This window comes from Microbacterium sp. 10M-3C3, assembly GCF_003931875.1.
Classification (GTDB): Bacteria; Actinomycetota; Actinomycetes; order Actinomycetales; family Microbacteriaceae; genus Microbacterium.
Genome location: NZ_CP034245.1, coordinates 2,419,843 through 2,433,050, shown reverse-complemented (window position 1 = coordinate 2,433,050; position 13,208 = coordinate 2,419,843). Strand labels below are relative to the sequence as shown.

Genomic DNA, 13,208 nt, shown 5'->3' with positions numbered 1-13,208 from the left:
GCCGGCGTCACCAGGCCGGCGGATGCGGCAGCGGGCCACGCGCGGCCTCGAGCTGCGCGGCCAGGGCGAGGATCGCGGCCTCACCGCCGGGGCGGCCGACGAGCTGCACGCTGACGGGGTGGCCCGCCGCATCCGTCGTGAACGGCACCGTGATCGCCGGGAGCCCCGCGACGTTCACGAAGCTCGAGTACGGCGCGTACTCGACCTGGCGTGCGAACGTGCGTTCGGGATCGAGGCCGTCGTACCAGCCGACGTGCTGCGGCGGCAGGGCGAGCGCGGGCGTCAGCACCGCATCGAACGCGTCGAAGGCCGTGATCGTCTCGCGCTCGAACACGCGCGCGGCCGCGAGCGCCGCGAGCAGGTCCGATGCGGCGAGTCCGCGGCCTTCGCGCACGAGCCACGCGGTGAGCGGCTCGACGACGTCGAGGTCGGCCTCGGTGAGCGGGATGCGTGCGGCGCTCGCGCGCCACAGCACGCGGAAGAGCTCCGCGTAGCCCCGCGGCCGCCACGCCGCGTCCTCGACGCCGTGTCCGCCTGCCGCGAGAGCGCCCGCCGCGCGTCGCACGGCCTCGGCCGCCGCGGGGTCCAGGCGGATGTCCTCGCTGTCGTCCCACGGCGACACCGTGGTCACCCCGATGCGGGCGCCTTCGAGCGGGCGCTGCGCCGCCGCGAGGAACGGTCCGTCGCCGGGCGCGCGCGTCGCGTAGCGGAACGGGGCGAGGCCGACGAGCGCGTCGAGGAGGAACGCGGCGTCGGCGACGCTCGTCGCGATCGGCCCCGTGACGGCCAGGCCGTCGGGCGCGTCGAAGCCCGAGCCGATCGGGAGGCGGCCGCGCGAGGGCTTCACGCCCACAACGCCGACGGTCGCCGCGGGGATGCGGATCGACCCGCCGCCGTCGGACGCGACGGCGGCGGGCAGCAGCCCCGCCGCCACGGCGACCGCCGCGCCCCCGCTCGAGCCGCCCGCGCCGTGCGCGGGGTTCCACGGATCGCGTGCGGGTCGGCCGGTGCGCGGCTCGGTGTACCCGGTGAGCCCGAACTCGCTCGTCGCGGTCTTGCCGAGGTTGATCGCGCCGGCCGCATCCAGCGCGGCCGCGAGCGGATCCGAGACGGCGGGCACGTGGTCGGCGCGCGCCCGAGACCCGTAGCGCGTGGGCACGCCCGCCCGCGCGACGAGGTCCTTGTCGGCCAGCGGCACGCCGTGCAGCGCACCGGATGCGGCAGCGCTGCCGAGCGCGTCGGCCCGCGCGAAGGCGGCCCCGGCCGTCACCTCGGCGAACGCGGCGAGCGCGTGCTCGCGCTCGATGCGCGAGAGGTAATGGGCGACCGCGGCCTTCGGCGTGAGCTCTCCGGTGCGCAGCATCCGCGCCTGCTCGACGAGGGACAGATCGTGCAGCTCGGCCATCCTCCGAGCGTACGGCGTGCGCTCAGGAGCCCACGGGGAAGTACGCGCCCGCGGCGATGTCCTCGAGCAGCGTCGGGCCTGTCGGCGTCCAGCCCATCAGCTCGCGCGTACGGACGCTCGAGGCCGACGTGTCGCTCGCGAAGACGCGGCCGATGAAGCCGAGACGCTCGGCCAGCACGTCCGGTGTGGTGGCGGTGACGGGAAGCCGCAGCCCCGCGCCGATCGCGGCCGCGATGTCGCCGGTGCGCACGCTCTCCGCCGTGACGTGCAGGATCGTGCCCGCTTCGGCGCGCTCGAGTCCGAGGCGCACCGCGGCGGCCGCGTCGTCGACGTGCACCGCGGTCCACCGGGCTGAGCCGTCGCCCGCCACGAGCACCTCGCCGCTGGCGCGCGCCGCCGCGACGAGCGCCGCGACGAAGCCGTGATCGTGCCTGCCGTGCACGGTCGGCGCGAAGCGCGCGACGATCGTGCGGACGCCGCGGTCGACGAAGTCGAGCGCGAGGTTCTCGCTGCCGCCGCGCATGGAGTCGGGGCCGTGCGCGGGGGAGGGGGTGCCCTCGGTCAGTGGAGGTGTGGCCGTGGGGATCGCGAGGCCTGAGGCGAGGAGGAACGGCTTGCCGGTGCCGGCGAGGGCGTCGCCGAACGCCTGCGTCGCGGCGCGCTCCGCGGCGTTGGAGACCTCGGGGTGGGCGAAGTCGTGCTTGTTGGCGAGGTGGACGACGGCGTCGGCGGCATCCGCGCCGTGCTGCAGTGATGCCGGCTCGTCGAGGTCGCCGCGGACGACGGCCGCCCCGGCCGCCCTGAGACGTTCGGCTGACGCGTCCGAGCGTGCGAGGCCGATGACCTGGTGTCCGTGGGCGAGCAGCTCGGCGACGACGTGGGAGCCGATCCAGCCGCTCGCGCCGGTGACGAAGATGCGCATGGTGTTCTCCTTCCGCGGGCATCCGCGAGTCATGTCAGGGAATGACATGACTATACGCCCTGATGTCAGGCTCTGTCATCGGTAGGATTCGAGCATGGCGCGATGGACACCCGGGGCGCGCGACCGGCTGCAGGCCGCGGCGTTCGACGTCATCCGCGCGCGCGGATTCGACGCCGTGACCGTCGCTGAGATCGCCGAGGCCGCCGGGGTGACCGAACGCACCTTCTTCCGCCACTTCGCCGACAAACGCGAAGTGCTCTTCGATGGGCAGTCCACTTTCGTCACGGCGGTGGCCGAGGCCGTCGCCGCCGCGCCCGCGCGGCACGACGCGGTGGCCGCCGTCCGCCACGGCTTCGACGCGGCGGCTGAGATGTTCCCGGACGAGCGCCGGCCGCGCTCCCGCGCGCGCGGCGCGATCATCGCCGCCGACGAGGGTCTGAGCGAGCGTGAGGCGCAGAAGATGCGGTCACTCGCCGTCTCGATCGCCGCCGCGCTCGACGGACGCGGAGTGCCCGAGCCTGAGGCGTCCCTCGTCGCGCGCGCGGCGGTCGGTGTCTTCGAGGTGGCCTTCGCCGCGTGGATCGCCGAGGGTGAGACGCGCGGGCTGCGGGAGATCCAGACGTCGCTGTTCGACCGGCTCGGGGCGCTCCTGGCCGGTTAGATCACGTACTCGGGCGCCGCCAGCAGCGCCCGGCTGTCGTCGCCGTCGCGCCGCGGGCGGGCCTTCGCCGGGACGCCGACGAGCGTGCTGTCGGCCGGCGCATCCTTCGTCACGACCGCGTTCGCGCCGATGACGCAGCGGTCGCCGATCACGATCGGCCCGAGGATCTTCGCCCCCGCACCCACCGCGACGCCGTCGCCCAGGGTCGGATGCCGCTTGCCGCCCTCGCGCTGACGGCCGCCGAGGGTGACCCCGTGGTAGAGGAGCACGTCGTCGCCGATCTCGGCCGTCTCGCCGATGACGACGCCCATCCCGTGGTCGATGAAGAAGCGACGGCCGATGACGGCGCCGGGGTGGATCTCGATGCCCGTGAGAAACCGGGTCAGCTGCGACACCAGGCGCGCCGGGAACCGGAGTCCGCGCCGCCACATCCGGTGGTGGAGGCGATACGCCCATACCGCGTGCAGGCCAGGGTAGAGGAGCGCGATCTCGAGCGCCCCGCGCGCGGCGGGGTCGCGCAGCTTCGCGGCGGCGAGGTCTTCTCGGACGCGCTGGAGGGCGCCCACTCAGTCCTCGCGGAGGTTCTCGTACAGGGCCGTCGAGAGGTAGCGCTCGCCGAACGACGGGATGATCACGACGATGTTCTTGCCCGCCGCCTCCGGCCGCTTGGCGATCTGCAGGGCCGCCCAGATGGCCGCACCCGAGGACATGCCCACGAGGATGCCGTCCTGGGTGGCGGTGTCGCGCGCGAGACGGATCGCGTCGTCGAACTCGACGTCGACGACCTCGTCGATGATGTCGCGGTCGAGGATCGCGGGCACGAAGTTCGGCCCGATGCCCTGGATCTTGTGCGGGCCGGGGTGGCCCTTCGTGAGCACGGGGGAGTCGGCGGGCTCGACCGCGATGACCTTCACGCCGGGGACGCGCTCCTTGAGCACCTGCCCCACACCGGTGATCGTGCCGCCCGTGCCGATGCCGGCGACGAAGTAGTCGACCTTGCCGTCGGTGTCGCGCAGGATCTCCTCGGCGGTCGTCTTGCGGTGGATCGCGGGATTCGCCTCGTTCTCGAACTGCCGCGCCCAGATCGCGCCGGGGGTCTCCGCGACGATGCGCTTGGCCTCGTCCACCGCGAACGACATGCCCTTCGTGGGGTCGGTCAGCACGACGTCGGCGCCGAACGCCTTCAGCAGCAGGCGCCGCTCCTTCGACATCGACGCGGGCATCGTGAGGATGACCTTGTAGCCGCGGGCGGCGCCGACCATCGCCAGCGCGATGCCGGTGTTGCCGCTCGTGGACTCCACGATCGTGCCGCCGGGCTTCAGCTCGCCCGACGCCTCCGCGGCGTCCACGATCGCGATGCCCAGTCGGTCCTTGACGCTGCCGGCCGGGTTGTAGAACTCGAGCTTGGCGAGGAGGTTCGCGTCCACCCCCTCGGCGACGCGGTTCAGCCGCACGAGGGGTGTGTCACCGAACGCGGACGTGATGTCGGAGTGGATGCCGGGCATAACGGGCCTTTCGCCGTCGGGACGCGTACCGGCTCAGCCTAGCGAGCGCGCCTCCGCGGCGGCCGAGTATGTCGGCCGGCGACCGCACGGACCCGCGGGAGCCGTAAGCTCGTACGCCGATGCCCGAGCACACCCCCGACGCCGCCCCGTCGCGCCTGTCCGACCTCGTGCGCGCCGCCGCCGAGCGGCTCGCGGCCGCGGGCGTCCCCGATCCCGCCGTCGACGCCGAGCTGCTGGCCGCGCACGCGCTGGGCGTCGGTCGCGGCGAGCTGCAGGCCGCGGTCGTCCGCGGGGCGTCGACGGATGCGGCCACCGCCGCCGCGTTCGACGAGCTCGTCGAACGCCGCAGCGCCCGCGTGCCCCTCCAGCACCTCACGGGTCTGGCACCCTTCCGCCATCTCGAGCTCGCCGTCGGCCCCGGCGTCTTCGTGCCCCGACCCGAGACCGAGATCGTCGCGCAGATCGCGATCGACGCGTTGCGGGCGTCGGCCTCGCCCGCGCCGGTGGCCGTCGACCTCGGCACCGGCAGCGGCGCGATCGCTCTCGCGATGGCCACCGAGGTGCCGCACGCGCGCGTGCACGCGGCGGAGAAGTCGGTGGATGCCTTCGTGTGGGCGAAGGAGAACGCCCGTCGCCTCGGTGCCGAGAACGTGCGGATCGCGCGCATCGACCTGGCCGACGCGTTCCCCGAGCTCGACGGCACCGTGTCGGTCGTCGTCTCCAACCCGCCCTACGTCCCCGACGACGCCGTCCCGCGCGACCCCGAGGTGCGCCTGTACGACCCGCCGGCGGCGCTGTACGGCGGGCCGGACGGGCTCGACGTCGTGCGCGTGCTCAGCCGCGTGGCCCTGCGCCTTGCCCACCCCGGCGCGCTGCTCGTGATCGAGCACGGCGAGTGGCAGGGGCCGGCCATCCGCGCCCTGCTGGAGGCCGACGGCTGGACGGCGACGGCGACGCATCCGGATCTGACCCTGCGCGACCGCGCGACCACGGCGCTCCGGCCCTGACGCTGCCGCCCGGGACGGGCGCCGAGCGGGGGCGCACGTAGACTGTCGGACGACATGTCCCCTGTGTACGACTGCCGTGACGAGGCCGGGCTTCTCGCGGGTATGCGCCACGCCCGCCAGGCGCTGAGCCGCGGCGACCTCGTCGTGCTGCCCACCGACACCGTCTACGGGATCGCCGCCGACGCGTTCAACGCGCGCGCGGTCGCGGGGCTCCTCGCCGCGAAGGGACGCGGCCGCCAGCAGCCCCCGCCCGTGCTCGTGGCGGGCGTCGCGACGCTGCGCGCCCTGGTCGCCGAGGTGCCCGAGCCGGTCGAGCGCCTCGTCGAGGAGTTCTGGCCCGGCGGCCTCACGATCGTCCTTCCCGCGCAGCCGTCGCTGTCGTGGGATCTCGGCGAGACGCACGGCACGGTCGCGGTGCGGATGCCCGCGCACACCCTCACACTCGAGCTGCTGCAGGAGACCGGGCCCCTCGCCGTCTCCAGCGCCAACCTGACGGGGATGCCGGCCGCCGTGATGATCGACCAGGCGCGCGACATGCTCGGCGACTCCGTGTCGGCCTACCTCGACGCCGGCCCGAGCGAGACGGGGATCGCCTCGACGATCGTGGACGCGACGCGACTCGTCGGCGGCGCCGAACCGGTCGTGCGCGTGCTCCGCGAGGGCGCCGTGTCGCGCGAGCGCCTGCGCGACGTCCTCGGCGACCTGCTCGAGCCGGATCCCGCTTCCGGTCACGCGCACCATCACGCCCCGGACGCGGGGCCGACCCCGCCGGGAAGCAGCGGCGCGTGAAGCTGTATCTCCTCGTGGTGATCTTCACCGCGGTGGTGACCTCCGTGCTGACGTGGGCCGTGCTCCACTTCAGCCTGCGCTACAAGCTGTATCCGGCGATCCGCGAGCGCGACGTGCACAAGCGGCCGACGCCGAGGCTCGGCGGCGTGGCGATGTTCCTCGGCGTGTGCGCCGCGTTCGCCTTCTCGACGCAGTTCCCGTTCTTCGCGATCATCTGGGTCAACCCCGCTCCGGTGCTGGCGATCCTGGCCGCCGCGTTCGTCATCGTCGTGGTCGGCGTCCTCGACGACGTGTGGGACCTCGACTGGTTCATCAAGCTCGGCGCGCAGTTCCTCACCGCCGGCATCATCGCCTTCTTCGGCCAATTCCAGATCTACTCGCTGCCGATCGGCGGCATCACGGTCGGCTCCAGCTGGATGAGCTTCACGCTGACGCTCTTCGCGATCGTCATCGTCATGAACGCCGTCAACTTCATCGACGGCCTGGACGGGCTGGTCGCGGGCGTGTGCCTCATCGCCAACGGCGTGTTCTTCGCGTACTCCTACCTGCTCGTGCGCGACTTCGGCGCGAGCACGTACTTCAACGTCGCGTCCTTCATCGCCGCCGTCCTCGTGGGGGCGTGCCTGGGCTTCCTGCCGTTGAACTGGAGCCCCGCGAAGATCTTCATGGGCGACTCCGGCGCACTCCTGCTCGGACTGCTCATGGCCACATCGGCCATCGCGATCACGGGCGTCCTGAACCCGGCCGTCCTCGACCCCGAGCGCCTCGGCCGCTCGCAGCTGCTGGGTGCCTTCATCCCGATCCTGCTGCCGATCGTGATCGTGCTGCTGCCGCTGCTGGACTTCGGCCTCGCCGTCATCCGGCGCATGGGCGCGGGTCGTTCGCCGTTCTCACCCGATCGGAAGCACCTGCACCATCGGCTGCTGGACATGGGGCACTCCGACCGCGACGCGGTGCTCATCTTCTATGCGTGGACCGCGATCGTGAGCTTCTCGTTCCTGCTGATGTACATCGGCACGCAGGAGGAGTGGCCCGGCGACTACCTCCTCGGCGCCGGCTTCGGCCTCGTCGGGGTCGTCGCGTGCCTCGTCCTGACCTTCCTCCCCTCGCGCCCCCGGGCGCGCCACGTCCCGACGGAGATCCCCGCATGAGCGCCACCTCGCCCGCCGCCCGCCGCCCCTCGAGCACGCCGGTGCTGCGCACCGCGCTCACGTGGGGCGGGATCGTCGCCGGCGTCCTCCTGGTCGTCGGCGCGGTGGTCGGCTTCGCCGTCGGCGGTGCGGGGGGCCTGGGCAGCGCCCTGGCGGGCGTGCTCGTGAGCGCGCTCTTCCTCGCCGTGACGGCCGCGAGCATCCTGATCGCCAACCGCTGGTTCGGCGACGACCTGTACGTGCCGATCTTCTTCGGCGTCGTGCTCGGCGGATGGCTGCTCAAGCTCGTCCTGTTCATCGTCGCCCTGGTCGTGCTGCGCGGGCAGTCGTGGGTCGACCCGGTCGTGTTCTTCGTCGCGCTCGTCGTGAGCGTCGTCGCGTCGCTCGTCGTGGACGTCGTCGTGCTGCTGCGGATGCGCGTGCCCGCTGCGAGCGATGTGACGCTGCCGAGCGATCCCGAGGCGGGCGACCGGCGCGACTGATCTCTCGATATCGAGAGATCCGCCCCGGGGCGTCGGCGTCGGCGCCCGGATTTGGTAGGGTGGTGTTGCGCCCGCCCGCTCTACGAGCGCTTCCGGGGTGCGATCACCGACCATCGTCGCAACGGTTCACACCGATGCCCCGAAGCTGGAGCCAGCGCTGTCCACTCAAGCTGCGACCCTGATCGCGAACGTCGTGTCCGCTGAGGCGGAGTTCCATCCGCCGTCCATCAACGATTTCTTCCCGGACGCGGTCCTGTTCGCCGGCACGCCCTTCGAGCTGACGCGCATCAACATCATCCAGCTGCTGGCCACCGCGGTGCTCGTGCTGGTGTTCGTCCTCGGCACGCGCCGCATGAAGCTCGTCCCCGGCCGCTTCCAGAGCGTCGTGGAGATGGGTCTGGACTTCGTCCGCGTCAACATCGCCGAAGACCTCCTCGGGCGCAAGGACGGCCGCCGGTTCCTGCCGATCCTCACCACGATCTTCTTCATGGTGCTGTTCATGAACATCACCGGCATCATCCCGGGCCTGAACATCGCCGGAACGAGCGTCATCGCGGTGCCGTTGCTGCTGGCCGCGGTCGCCTACGTGACGTTCATCTACGCGGGTGTGAAGAAGTCGCCCGGCGCGTTCTTCAAGAACTCGCTCATGCCGTCGGGCCTGCCGTGGTTCCTGTACATCCTGATCATCCCGCTCGAGTTCCTCTCGACCTTCATCATCCGGCCCGTGACGCTCACGCTCCGTCTCCTGATGAACATGATCGTCGGGCACCTCATGCTGGTGCTGTTCTTCGCCGCGACGCAGTTCTTCGTCTTCGGCCTCGGCGGCTTCTGGTCGCTCCTGGGCGCGGGCACGCTCGCGTTCGGCCTCGCCTTCACCCTGTTCGAGCTCCTGGTGGCCTTCCTCCAGGCGTACGTCTTCGCAATTCTCACCGCGGTCTACATCCAGCTCGCGATCGCAGAAGAGCACTGAGCGGCCCGGCGCACGCCGAGCCACCCAACCGAAAGGAAAACACCCCGTGGACGCAACTACGGTTCTCGCCCAGGTCTCCGGTTCGATCGCGACCGTCGGCTACGGTCTCGCCGCCATCGGCCCGGCCATCGGCGTGGGCATCGTCGTCGGCAAGACGATCGAGGGCGTCGCCCGTCAGCCCGAACTGGCCGGCCGCCTGCAGGTGCTGATGTTCATCGGCATCGCCTTCACCGAGGCGCTCGCGTTCATCGGCATCGCGACCGGCTTCATCTTCGGCTTCTGACCCGCCGGACCACTCACGTAAAGGAGACGAGATGCTGAACGCTCTTGTCCTCGCCGCCGAGCCGGCAGGGGAGGGGACGCCCCCGAACCCGCTGATCCCGGCGATCTACGACATCACCTGGTCCGCGGTCTGCTTCGTCGTCATCCTGCTCGTCTTCTGGCGCGTCGTGCTGCCGCGCATGCAGAAGCTGCTCGACGAGCGCGGTGCCGCGATCGAAGGCAACATCGCGAAGGCTGACGAGGCCCAGCGTCAGGCCGAGGCGGCGCTCGAGGAGTACACCGCGCAGCTCGCCGAGGCCCGCAAGGAGGCCGGCGAGATCCGCGAGGCCGCCCGCGAGGACGGCAAGAAGATCGTCGCCGAGGCGAAGGACGCCGCGTCGGCCGAGGCCGCGCGCATCACGGCCACCGCGCACACGCAGATCGAGGCGGAGCGCCAGTCGGCCCTCGTGTCGCTGCGCAGCGAGGTCGGCACGCTCGCCCTCGACCTGGCCGGCAACGTCATCGGCGAGACCCTCTCCGACGACGCCAAGGCGCAGGCGGTCGTCGACCGCTTCCTCGCCGACCTCGAGGCCTCCGAGAAGGCTGCGCCCGAGAAGGCGGCACCGTAATGGGCAGTGCGACCACGCAGGCGCTCGAGGCGGCGACGACGGCGCTCACCGGCGCGGCCGGCGTCGACCTCGAGGTCGCGCGCGAGCTGTTCGCGGCCTCGCGCGCCGTCGGCGGCTCGCCGCAGCTCGGCGGCGCGCTCGCGGACTCGGCGGCTCCGGCCGCCGCGCGCGCCAAGGTGGTCGCCGACGTTTTCGGCCGCGCGTTGAAGCCGACGACCGTCGAGCTGCTCTCGACGCTCGCGGCGCAGCGCTGGTCGAACGCGTCCGACCTCGTCGACGCGATCGAGGAGCTGGCCGTCCGTGCCGCGGCCGTCGCCGCCGCCGACGACATCGAGGCGGAGCTGTTCGCCTTCTCCCGCACGGTCGCGCAGAACGCCGAGCTCGAGCTCGCTCTCGGGAGCCGGCTCGGCGACGCCGCCGCGAAGGGCGCGCTCATCGAGACGCTCCTGGGATCGCGGGCGAGCGCGGCGACGACGCTCATCGTGTCCTCGCTCGTCCAGCAGCCGCGCGAGCGGCGCGTGCGGGCGCTCCTGTCGCGTGCGATGCGGCTCGTGGCCGACCAGCGCGGCCGCACGGTCGCGACCGTCGTCAGCGCCGTCGCCCTCGGCGAGGCGCAGCGCGAGCGGCTGGCCGCCGCGCTGTCGGCGAGGTATGGTGCGCAGGTCTCCCTGAACGTCGTCATCGATCCGTCGGTCGTGGGCGGGCTGCGCGTGCAGATCGCCGACGACGTCATCGACGCCAGCATCTCCACCCGCCTGGCCGATCTCCGCCAGCGCCTGGCGGGCTAACCCACAAGGCTTGCCGTCCACGAGGACGCAGACTCCGGGGGCCGAACGCCCCCCGATACGAAGGAACGACAATGGCAGATATCACCATCAGCCCCGACGTCATCCGTGACGCGCTGAAGGATTTCGTCGCCGCCTACGAGCCCACCGGCGCCGCCGCCTCCGAGGTCGGCACCGTGGTCGACGCCGCGGACGGCATCGCGCACGTCGAGGGCCTGCCGGGTGTGATGGCCAACGAGCTCGTCCGCTTCGCGGACGGCACGCTGGGCCTGGCCCAGAATCTCGACGAGCACGAGATCGGCGTGGTCGTCCTCGGCGACTTCGCCGGCATCGAGGAGGGCCAGGAGGTCACCCGCACGGGCGAGGTCCTGTCGGTGCCCGTCGGCGACGGCTACCTGGGCCGCGTCGTCGACCCGCTCGGCAACCCGATCGACGGTCTCGGCGAGATCGCGTCGGAGGGCCGTCGCGCCCTCGAGCTCCAGGCGCCCGGCGTCATGCAGCGCAAATCCGTGCACGAGCCGCTGCAGACCGGCATCAAGGCCATCGACGCGATGATCCCCGTCGGCCGCGGTCAGCGCCAGCTGATCATCGGCGACCGCCAGACCGGCAAGACCGCGATCGCGCTCGACACGATCATCAACCAGAAGGCCAACTGGGAGTCCGGCGACGTCAACAAGCAGGTGCGCTGCATCTACGTCGCGATCGGCCAGAAGGGCTCGACGATCGCCTCCGTCAAGGGCGCGCTCGAGGACGCCGGCGCGATGGAGTACACCACCATCGTCGCGGCGCCCGCCTCCGACCCGGCCGGCTTCAAGTACCTCGCCCCCTACACCGGCTCGGCCATCGGCCAGCACTGGATGTACGGCGGCAAGCACGTTCTCATCATCTTCGACGACCTGTCGAAGCAGGCCGAGGCCTACCGCGCCGTGTCGCTGCTGCTGCGCCGCCCGCCGGGCCGCGAGGCGTACCCGGGCGACGTGTTCTACCTGCACTCGCGTCTCCTCGAGCGCTGCGCGAAGCTGTCCGACGAGCTGGGCGCCGGGTCGATGACGGGTCTGCCCATCATCGAGACGAAGGCCAACGACGTCTCGGCGTACATCCCGACGAACGTCATCTCGATCACCGACGGCCAGATCTTCCTGCAGTCCGACCTGTTCAACGCCAACCAGCGTCCTGCGGTCGACGTCGGCATCTCGGTCTCGCGCGTGGGCGGTGACGCCCAGGTCAAGTCGATCAAGAAGGTCTCCGGCACGCTCAAGCTCGAGCTGTCGCAGTACCGCTCGCTCGAGGCCTTCGCGATGTTCGCGTCCGACCTCGACGCGGCCTCGCGCCGCCAGCTGGCCCGCGGTGCGCGCCTGACGGAGCTCCTGAAGCAGCCGCAGTACTCGCCGTACCCCGTCGAGGAGCAGGTCGTCTCGATCTGGGCCGGCACGAACGGCAAGCTCGACAAGATCGAGGTGTCGGACGTCCTGCGCTTCGAGCGCGAGCTGCTCGACTACCTGCGCCGCAACACGACGGTGCTCGACACCCTGCGCGAGACCAACGTCCTCGACGACGACACCGTCGCCGAGCTCGACAAGCGCATCGACGAGTTCATCCTGGAGTTCCAGGCCGGCGACGGCCAGGGCATCGGCACGCCGGGCACCGAGTCGGTGGCCGCCGCAGAGGCCGAGGACGTCAACCAGGAGAAGATCGTCAAGGGCCGTCGCTGACGCGACACGGATAACGGATCATGGGCGCACAACTGCGGGTCTACAAGCAGAAGATCAACTCTGCGCAGACCACCAAGAAGATCACGAAGGCGATGGAGCTCATCGCGGCTTCGCGCATCCAGAAGGCGATGGCGCGGGTGCGCGCGTCCTCGCCCTTCGCGCGGGCCGTGACGCGCGCCGTCTCGGCCGTGGCCACCCACTCCAACGTCGATCACCCGCTGACCACCGAGCGCGCGGACATCCGCCGCTCGGCGGTCGTGATCTTCGCCTCGGACCGGGGCCTGGCCGGCGCGTTCAACTCGCAGATCCTCCGCGAGGGTCTCGAGCTGGCCGAGCTGCTGCGCTCGGAGGGCAAGGAGGTCGCGTTCTACCTCGTCGGACGCAAGGCGGTGGGCTACTTCCAGTTCCGTCGCCTCGCGACCGAGGGCGAGTGGACCGGTGACACCGACACCCCGCAGTTCCGCACGGCGGAGGAGATCGCAGCCACCCTCATCGACGCGTACAACCGCGGCGGCACCGAGGGCGGCGTGGACGAGATCCACCTCGTCTACAACCGCTTCGTCAGCATGATGACGCAGACGCCCGAGTCGGTGCGGCTGCTCCCGCTCGAGGTCGTCGAGGCCGAGGCGGACGCGTCGGCGCAGGTGTACCCCCTGTACGAGTTCGAGCCGGACGCCGAGACGGTGCTCGACGCGCTCCTGCCGGTGTACATCCAGAGCCGCGTCTTCAACGCCCTCCTGCAGTCCTCCGCGGCCAAGCACGCGGCGACGCAGAAGGCGATGAAGTCCGCCAGCGACAACGCCGACAAGCTCATCACCGACTACACCCGCCTGCGCAACAACGCGCGTCAGGCGGAGATCACGCAGCAGATCGCCGAGATCGTCGGCGGCGCCGACGCCCTGGCATCGGGCAAGTAAGACCTCACAAGG

15 protein-coding genes are annotated in these 13,208 nt (G+C 71.7%); 11 read left to right on the top strand and 4 right to left on the bottom strand.

The annotated features are described in order from the left end of the window. Nucleotides 1-7: 7 nt before the first annotated feature. The gene (locus EI169_RS11810) at nt 8-1,405 is read right to left on the bottom strand and encodes an amidase (RefSeq protein WP_125132505.1); all 1,398 of its coding nucleotides are present in this window, start codon (nt 1,403-1,405) and stop codon (nt 8-10) included. Between the two features lie 22 nt (nt 1,406-1,427). Then, nucleotides 1,428-2,327 carry an NAD-dependent epimerase/dehydratase family protein gene (locus tag EI169_RS11805; RefSeq protein WP_125132504.1) on the bottom strand — a complete coding sequence of 300 codons (900 nt, stop codon included), beginning with the start codon at nt 2,325-2,327 and terminating at the stop codon, nt 1,428-1,430. A gap of 94 nt (nt 2,328-2,421) precedes the next feature. On the opposite strand from EI169_RS11805, the gene EI169_RS11800 reads away from it, so the two are divergent. Then, nucleotides 2,422-2,988, top strand: coding sequence for a TetR family transcriptional regulator (locus tag EI169_RS11800; protein ID WP_125132503.1), 567 nt, complete (start codon nt 2,422-2,424; stop codon nt 2,986-2,988). Here EI169_RS11800 and epsC read toward each other — a convergent pair. Further along, nucleotides 2,985-3,554, bottom strand: coding sequence for a serine O-acetyltransferase EpsC (epsC, locus tag EI169_RS11795; protein WP_125132502.1), 570 nt, complete (start codon nt 3,552-3,554; stop codon nt 2,985-2,987). The two genes, EI169_RS11800 and epsC, sit on opposite strands and share 4 nt — an antisense overlap. Beyond that, a complete protein-coding gene (cysK, locus tag EI169_RS11790; RefSeq protein WP_125132501.1) occupies nt 3,555-4,493 on the bottom strand; it encodes a cysteine synthase A in 939 nt (312 codons plus the stop codon). It lies immediately after the preceding gene. Between the two features lie 119 nt (nt 4,494-4,612). On the opposite strand from cysK, the gene prmC reads away from it, so the two are divergent. The 10 genes from prmC to EI169_RS11740 all read left to right on the top strand — a co-directional run bounded on the left by prmC (nt 4,613) and on the right by EI169_RS11740 (nt 13,196). Beyond that, complete coding sequence (gene prmC, locus EI169_RS11785) at nt 4,613-5,500, top strand: peptide chain release factor N(5)-glutamine methyltransferase (RefSeq protein WP_125132500.1); 888 nt, start codon at nt 4,613-4,615, stop codon at nt 5,498-5,500. Between the two features lie 54 nt (nt 5,501-5,554). Next, complete coding sequence (locus EI169_RS11780) at nt 5,555-6,289, top strand: L-threonylcarbamoyladenylate synthase (RefSeq protein WP_125132499.1); 735 nt, start codon at nt 5,555-5,557, stop codon at nt 6,287-6,289. After that, complete coding sequence (locus tag EI169_RS11775; protein WP_125132498.1) at nt 6,286-7,440, top strand: MraY family glycosyltransferase; 1,155 nt, start codon at nt 6,286-6,288, stop codon at nt 7,438-7,440. The genes EI169_RS11780 and EI169_RS11775 overlap by 4 nt, the downstream gene beginning before the upstream one ends. Then, a complete protein-coding gene (locus tag EI169_RS11770; protein ID WP_125132497.1) occupies nt 7,437-7,922 on the top strand; it encodes a hypothetical protein in 486 nt (161 codons plus the stop codon). Before EI169_RS11775 ends, EI169_RS11770 begins: the two co-directional genes overlap by 4 nt. A gap of 193 nt (nt 7,923-8,115) precedes the next feature. Beyond that, nucleotides 8,116-8,892, top strand: coding sequence for a F0F1 ATP synthase subunit A (atpB, locus tag EI169_RS11765; RefSeq protein WP_346427088.1), 777 nt, complete (start codon nt 8,116-8,118; stop codon nt 8,890-8,892). 46 nt (nt 8,893-8,938) lie between these two features. Then, nucleotides 8,939-9,175 (top strand): F0F1 ATP synthase subunit C, encoded by a 237-nt coding sequence (gene atpE / locus EI169_RS11760; protein WP_047542583.1) that lies wholly within the window; start codon nt 8,939-8,941, stop codon nt 9,173-9,175. Nucleotides 9,176-9,206: 31 nt separating this feature from the next. Beyond that, nucleotides 9,207-9,782 (top strand): F0F1 ATP synthase subunit B, encoded by a 576-nt coding sequence (locus EI169_RS11755; RefSeq protein WP_125132496.1) that lies wholly within the window; start codon nt 9,207-9,209, stop codon nt 9,780-9,782. Then, complete coding sequence (locus tag EI169_RS11750; RefSeq protein WP_125132495.1) at nt 9,782-10,570, top strand: F0F1 ATP synthase subunit delta; 789 nt, start codon at nt 9,782-9,784, stop codon at nt 10,568-10,570. The genes EI169_RS11755 and EI169_RS11750 overlap by 1 nt, the downstream gene beginning before the upstream one ends. A gap of 71 nt (nt 10,571-10,641) precedes the next feature. Then, entirely contained in the window at nt 10,642-12,279 is a 1,638-nt protein-coding gene (gene atpA, locus EI169_RS11745) for a F0F1 ATP synthase subunit alpha (RefSeq protein WP_125132494.1), read from the top strand. Between the two features lie 20 nt (nt 12,280-12,299). Continuing rightward, nucleotides 12,300-13,196: a F0F1 ATP synthase subunit gamma gene (locus EI169_RS11740; RefSeq protein ID WP_125132493.1), complete on the top strand. Its 897-nt coding sequence runs from the start codon at nt 12,300-12,302 to the stop codon at nt 13,194-13,196. Nucleotides 13,197-13,208: the final 12 nt, after the last annotated feature.

Coding starts and splice junctions, on each gene's coding strand:
- EI169_RS11810 (WP_125132505.1), bottom strand. CDS start 1,405: ATGGCCGAGCTGCACGATCTGTCCCTCGTCGAGCAGGCGCGGATGCTG.
- EI169_RS11805 (WP_125132504.1), bottom strand. CDS start 2,327: ATGCGCATCTTCGTCACCGGCGCGAGCGGCTGGATCGGCTCCCACGTC.
- EI169_RS11800 (WP_125132503.1), top strand. CDS start 2,422: ATGGCGCGATGGACACCCGGGGCGCGCGACCGGCTGCAGGCCGCGGCG.
- cysK (WP_125132501.1), bottom strand. CDS start 4,493: ATGCCCGGCATCCACTCCGACATCACGTCCGCGTTCGGTGACACACCC.
- prmC (WP_125132500.1), top strand. CDS start 4,613: ATGCCCGAGCACACCCCCGACGCCGCCCCGTCGCGCCTGTCCGACCTC.
- EI169_RS11780 (WP_125132499.1), top strand. CDS start 5,555: ATGTCCCCTGTGTACGACTGCCGTGACGAGGCCGGGCTTCTCGCGGGT.
- EI169_RS11770 (WP_125132497.1), top strand. CDS start 7,437: ATGAGCGCCACCTCGCCCGCCGCCCGCCGCCCCTCGAGCACGCCGGTG.
- EI169_RS11755 (WP_125132496.1), top strand. CDS start 9,207: ATGCTGAACGCTCTTGTCCTCGCCGCCGAGCCGGCAGGGGAGGGGACG.
- EI169_RS11750 (WP_125132495.1), top strand. CDS start 9,782: ATGGGCAGTGCGACCACGCAGGCGCTCGAGGCGGCGACGACGGCGCTC.
- atpA (WP_125132494.1), top strand. CDS start 10,642: ATGGCAGATATCACCATCAGCCCCGACGTCATCCGTGACGCGCTGAAG.
- EI169_RS11740 (WP_125132493.1), top strand. CDS start 12,300: ATGGGCGCACAACTGCGGGTCTACAAGCAGAAGATCAACTCTGCGCAG.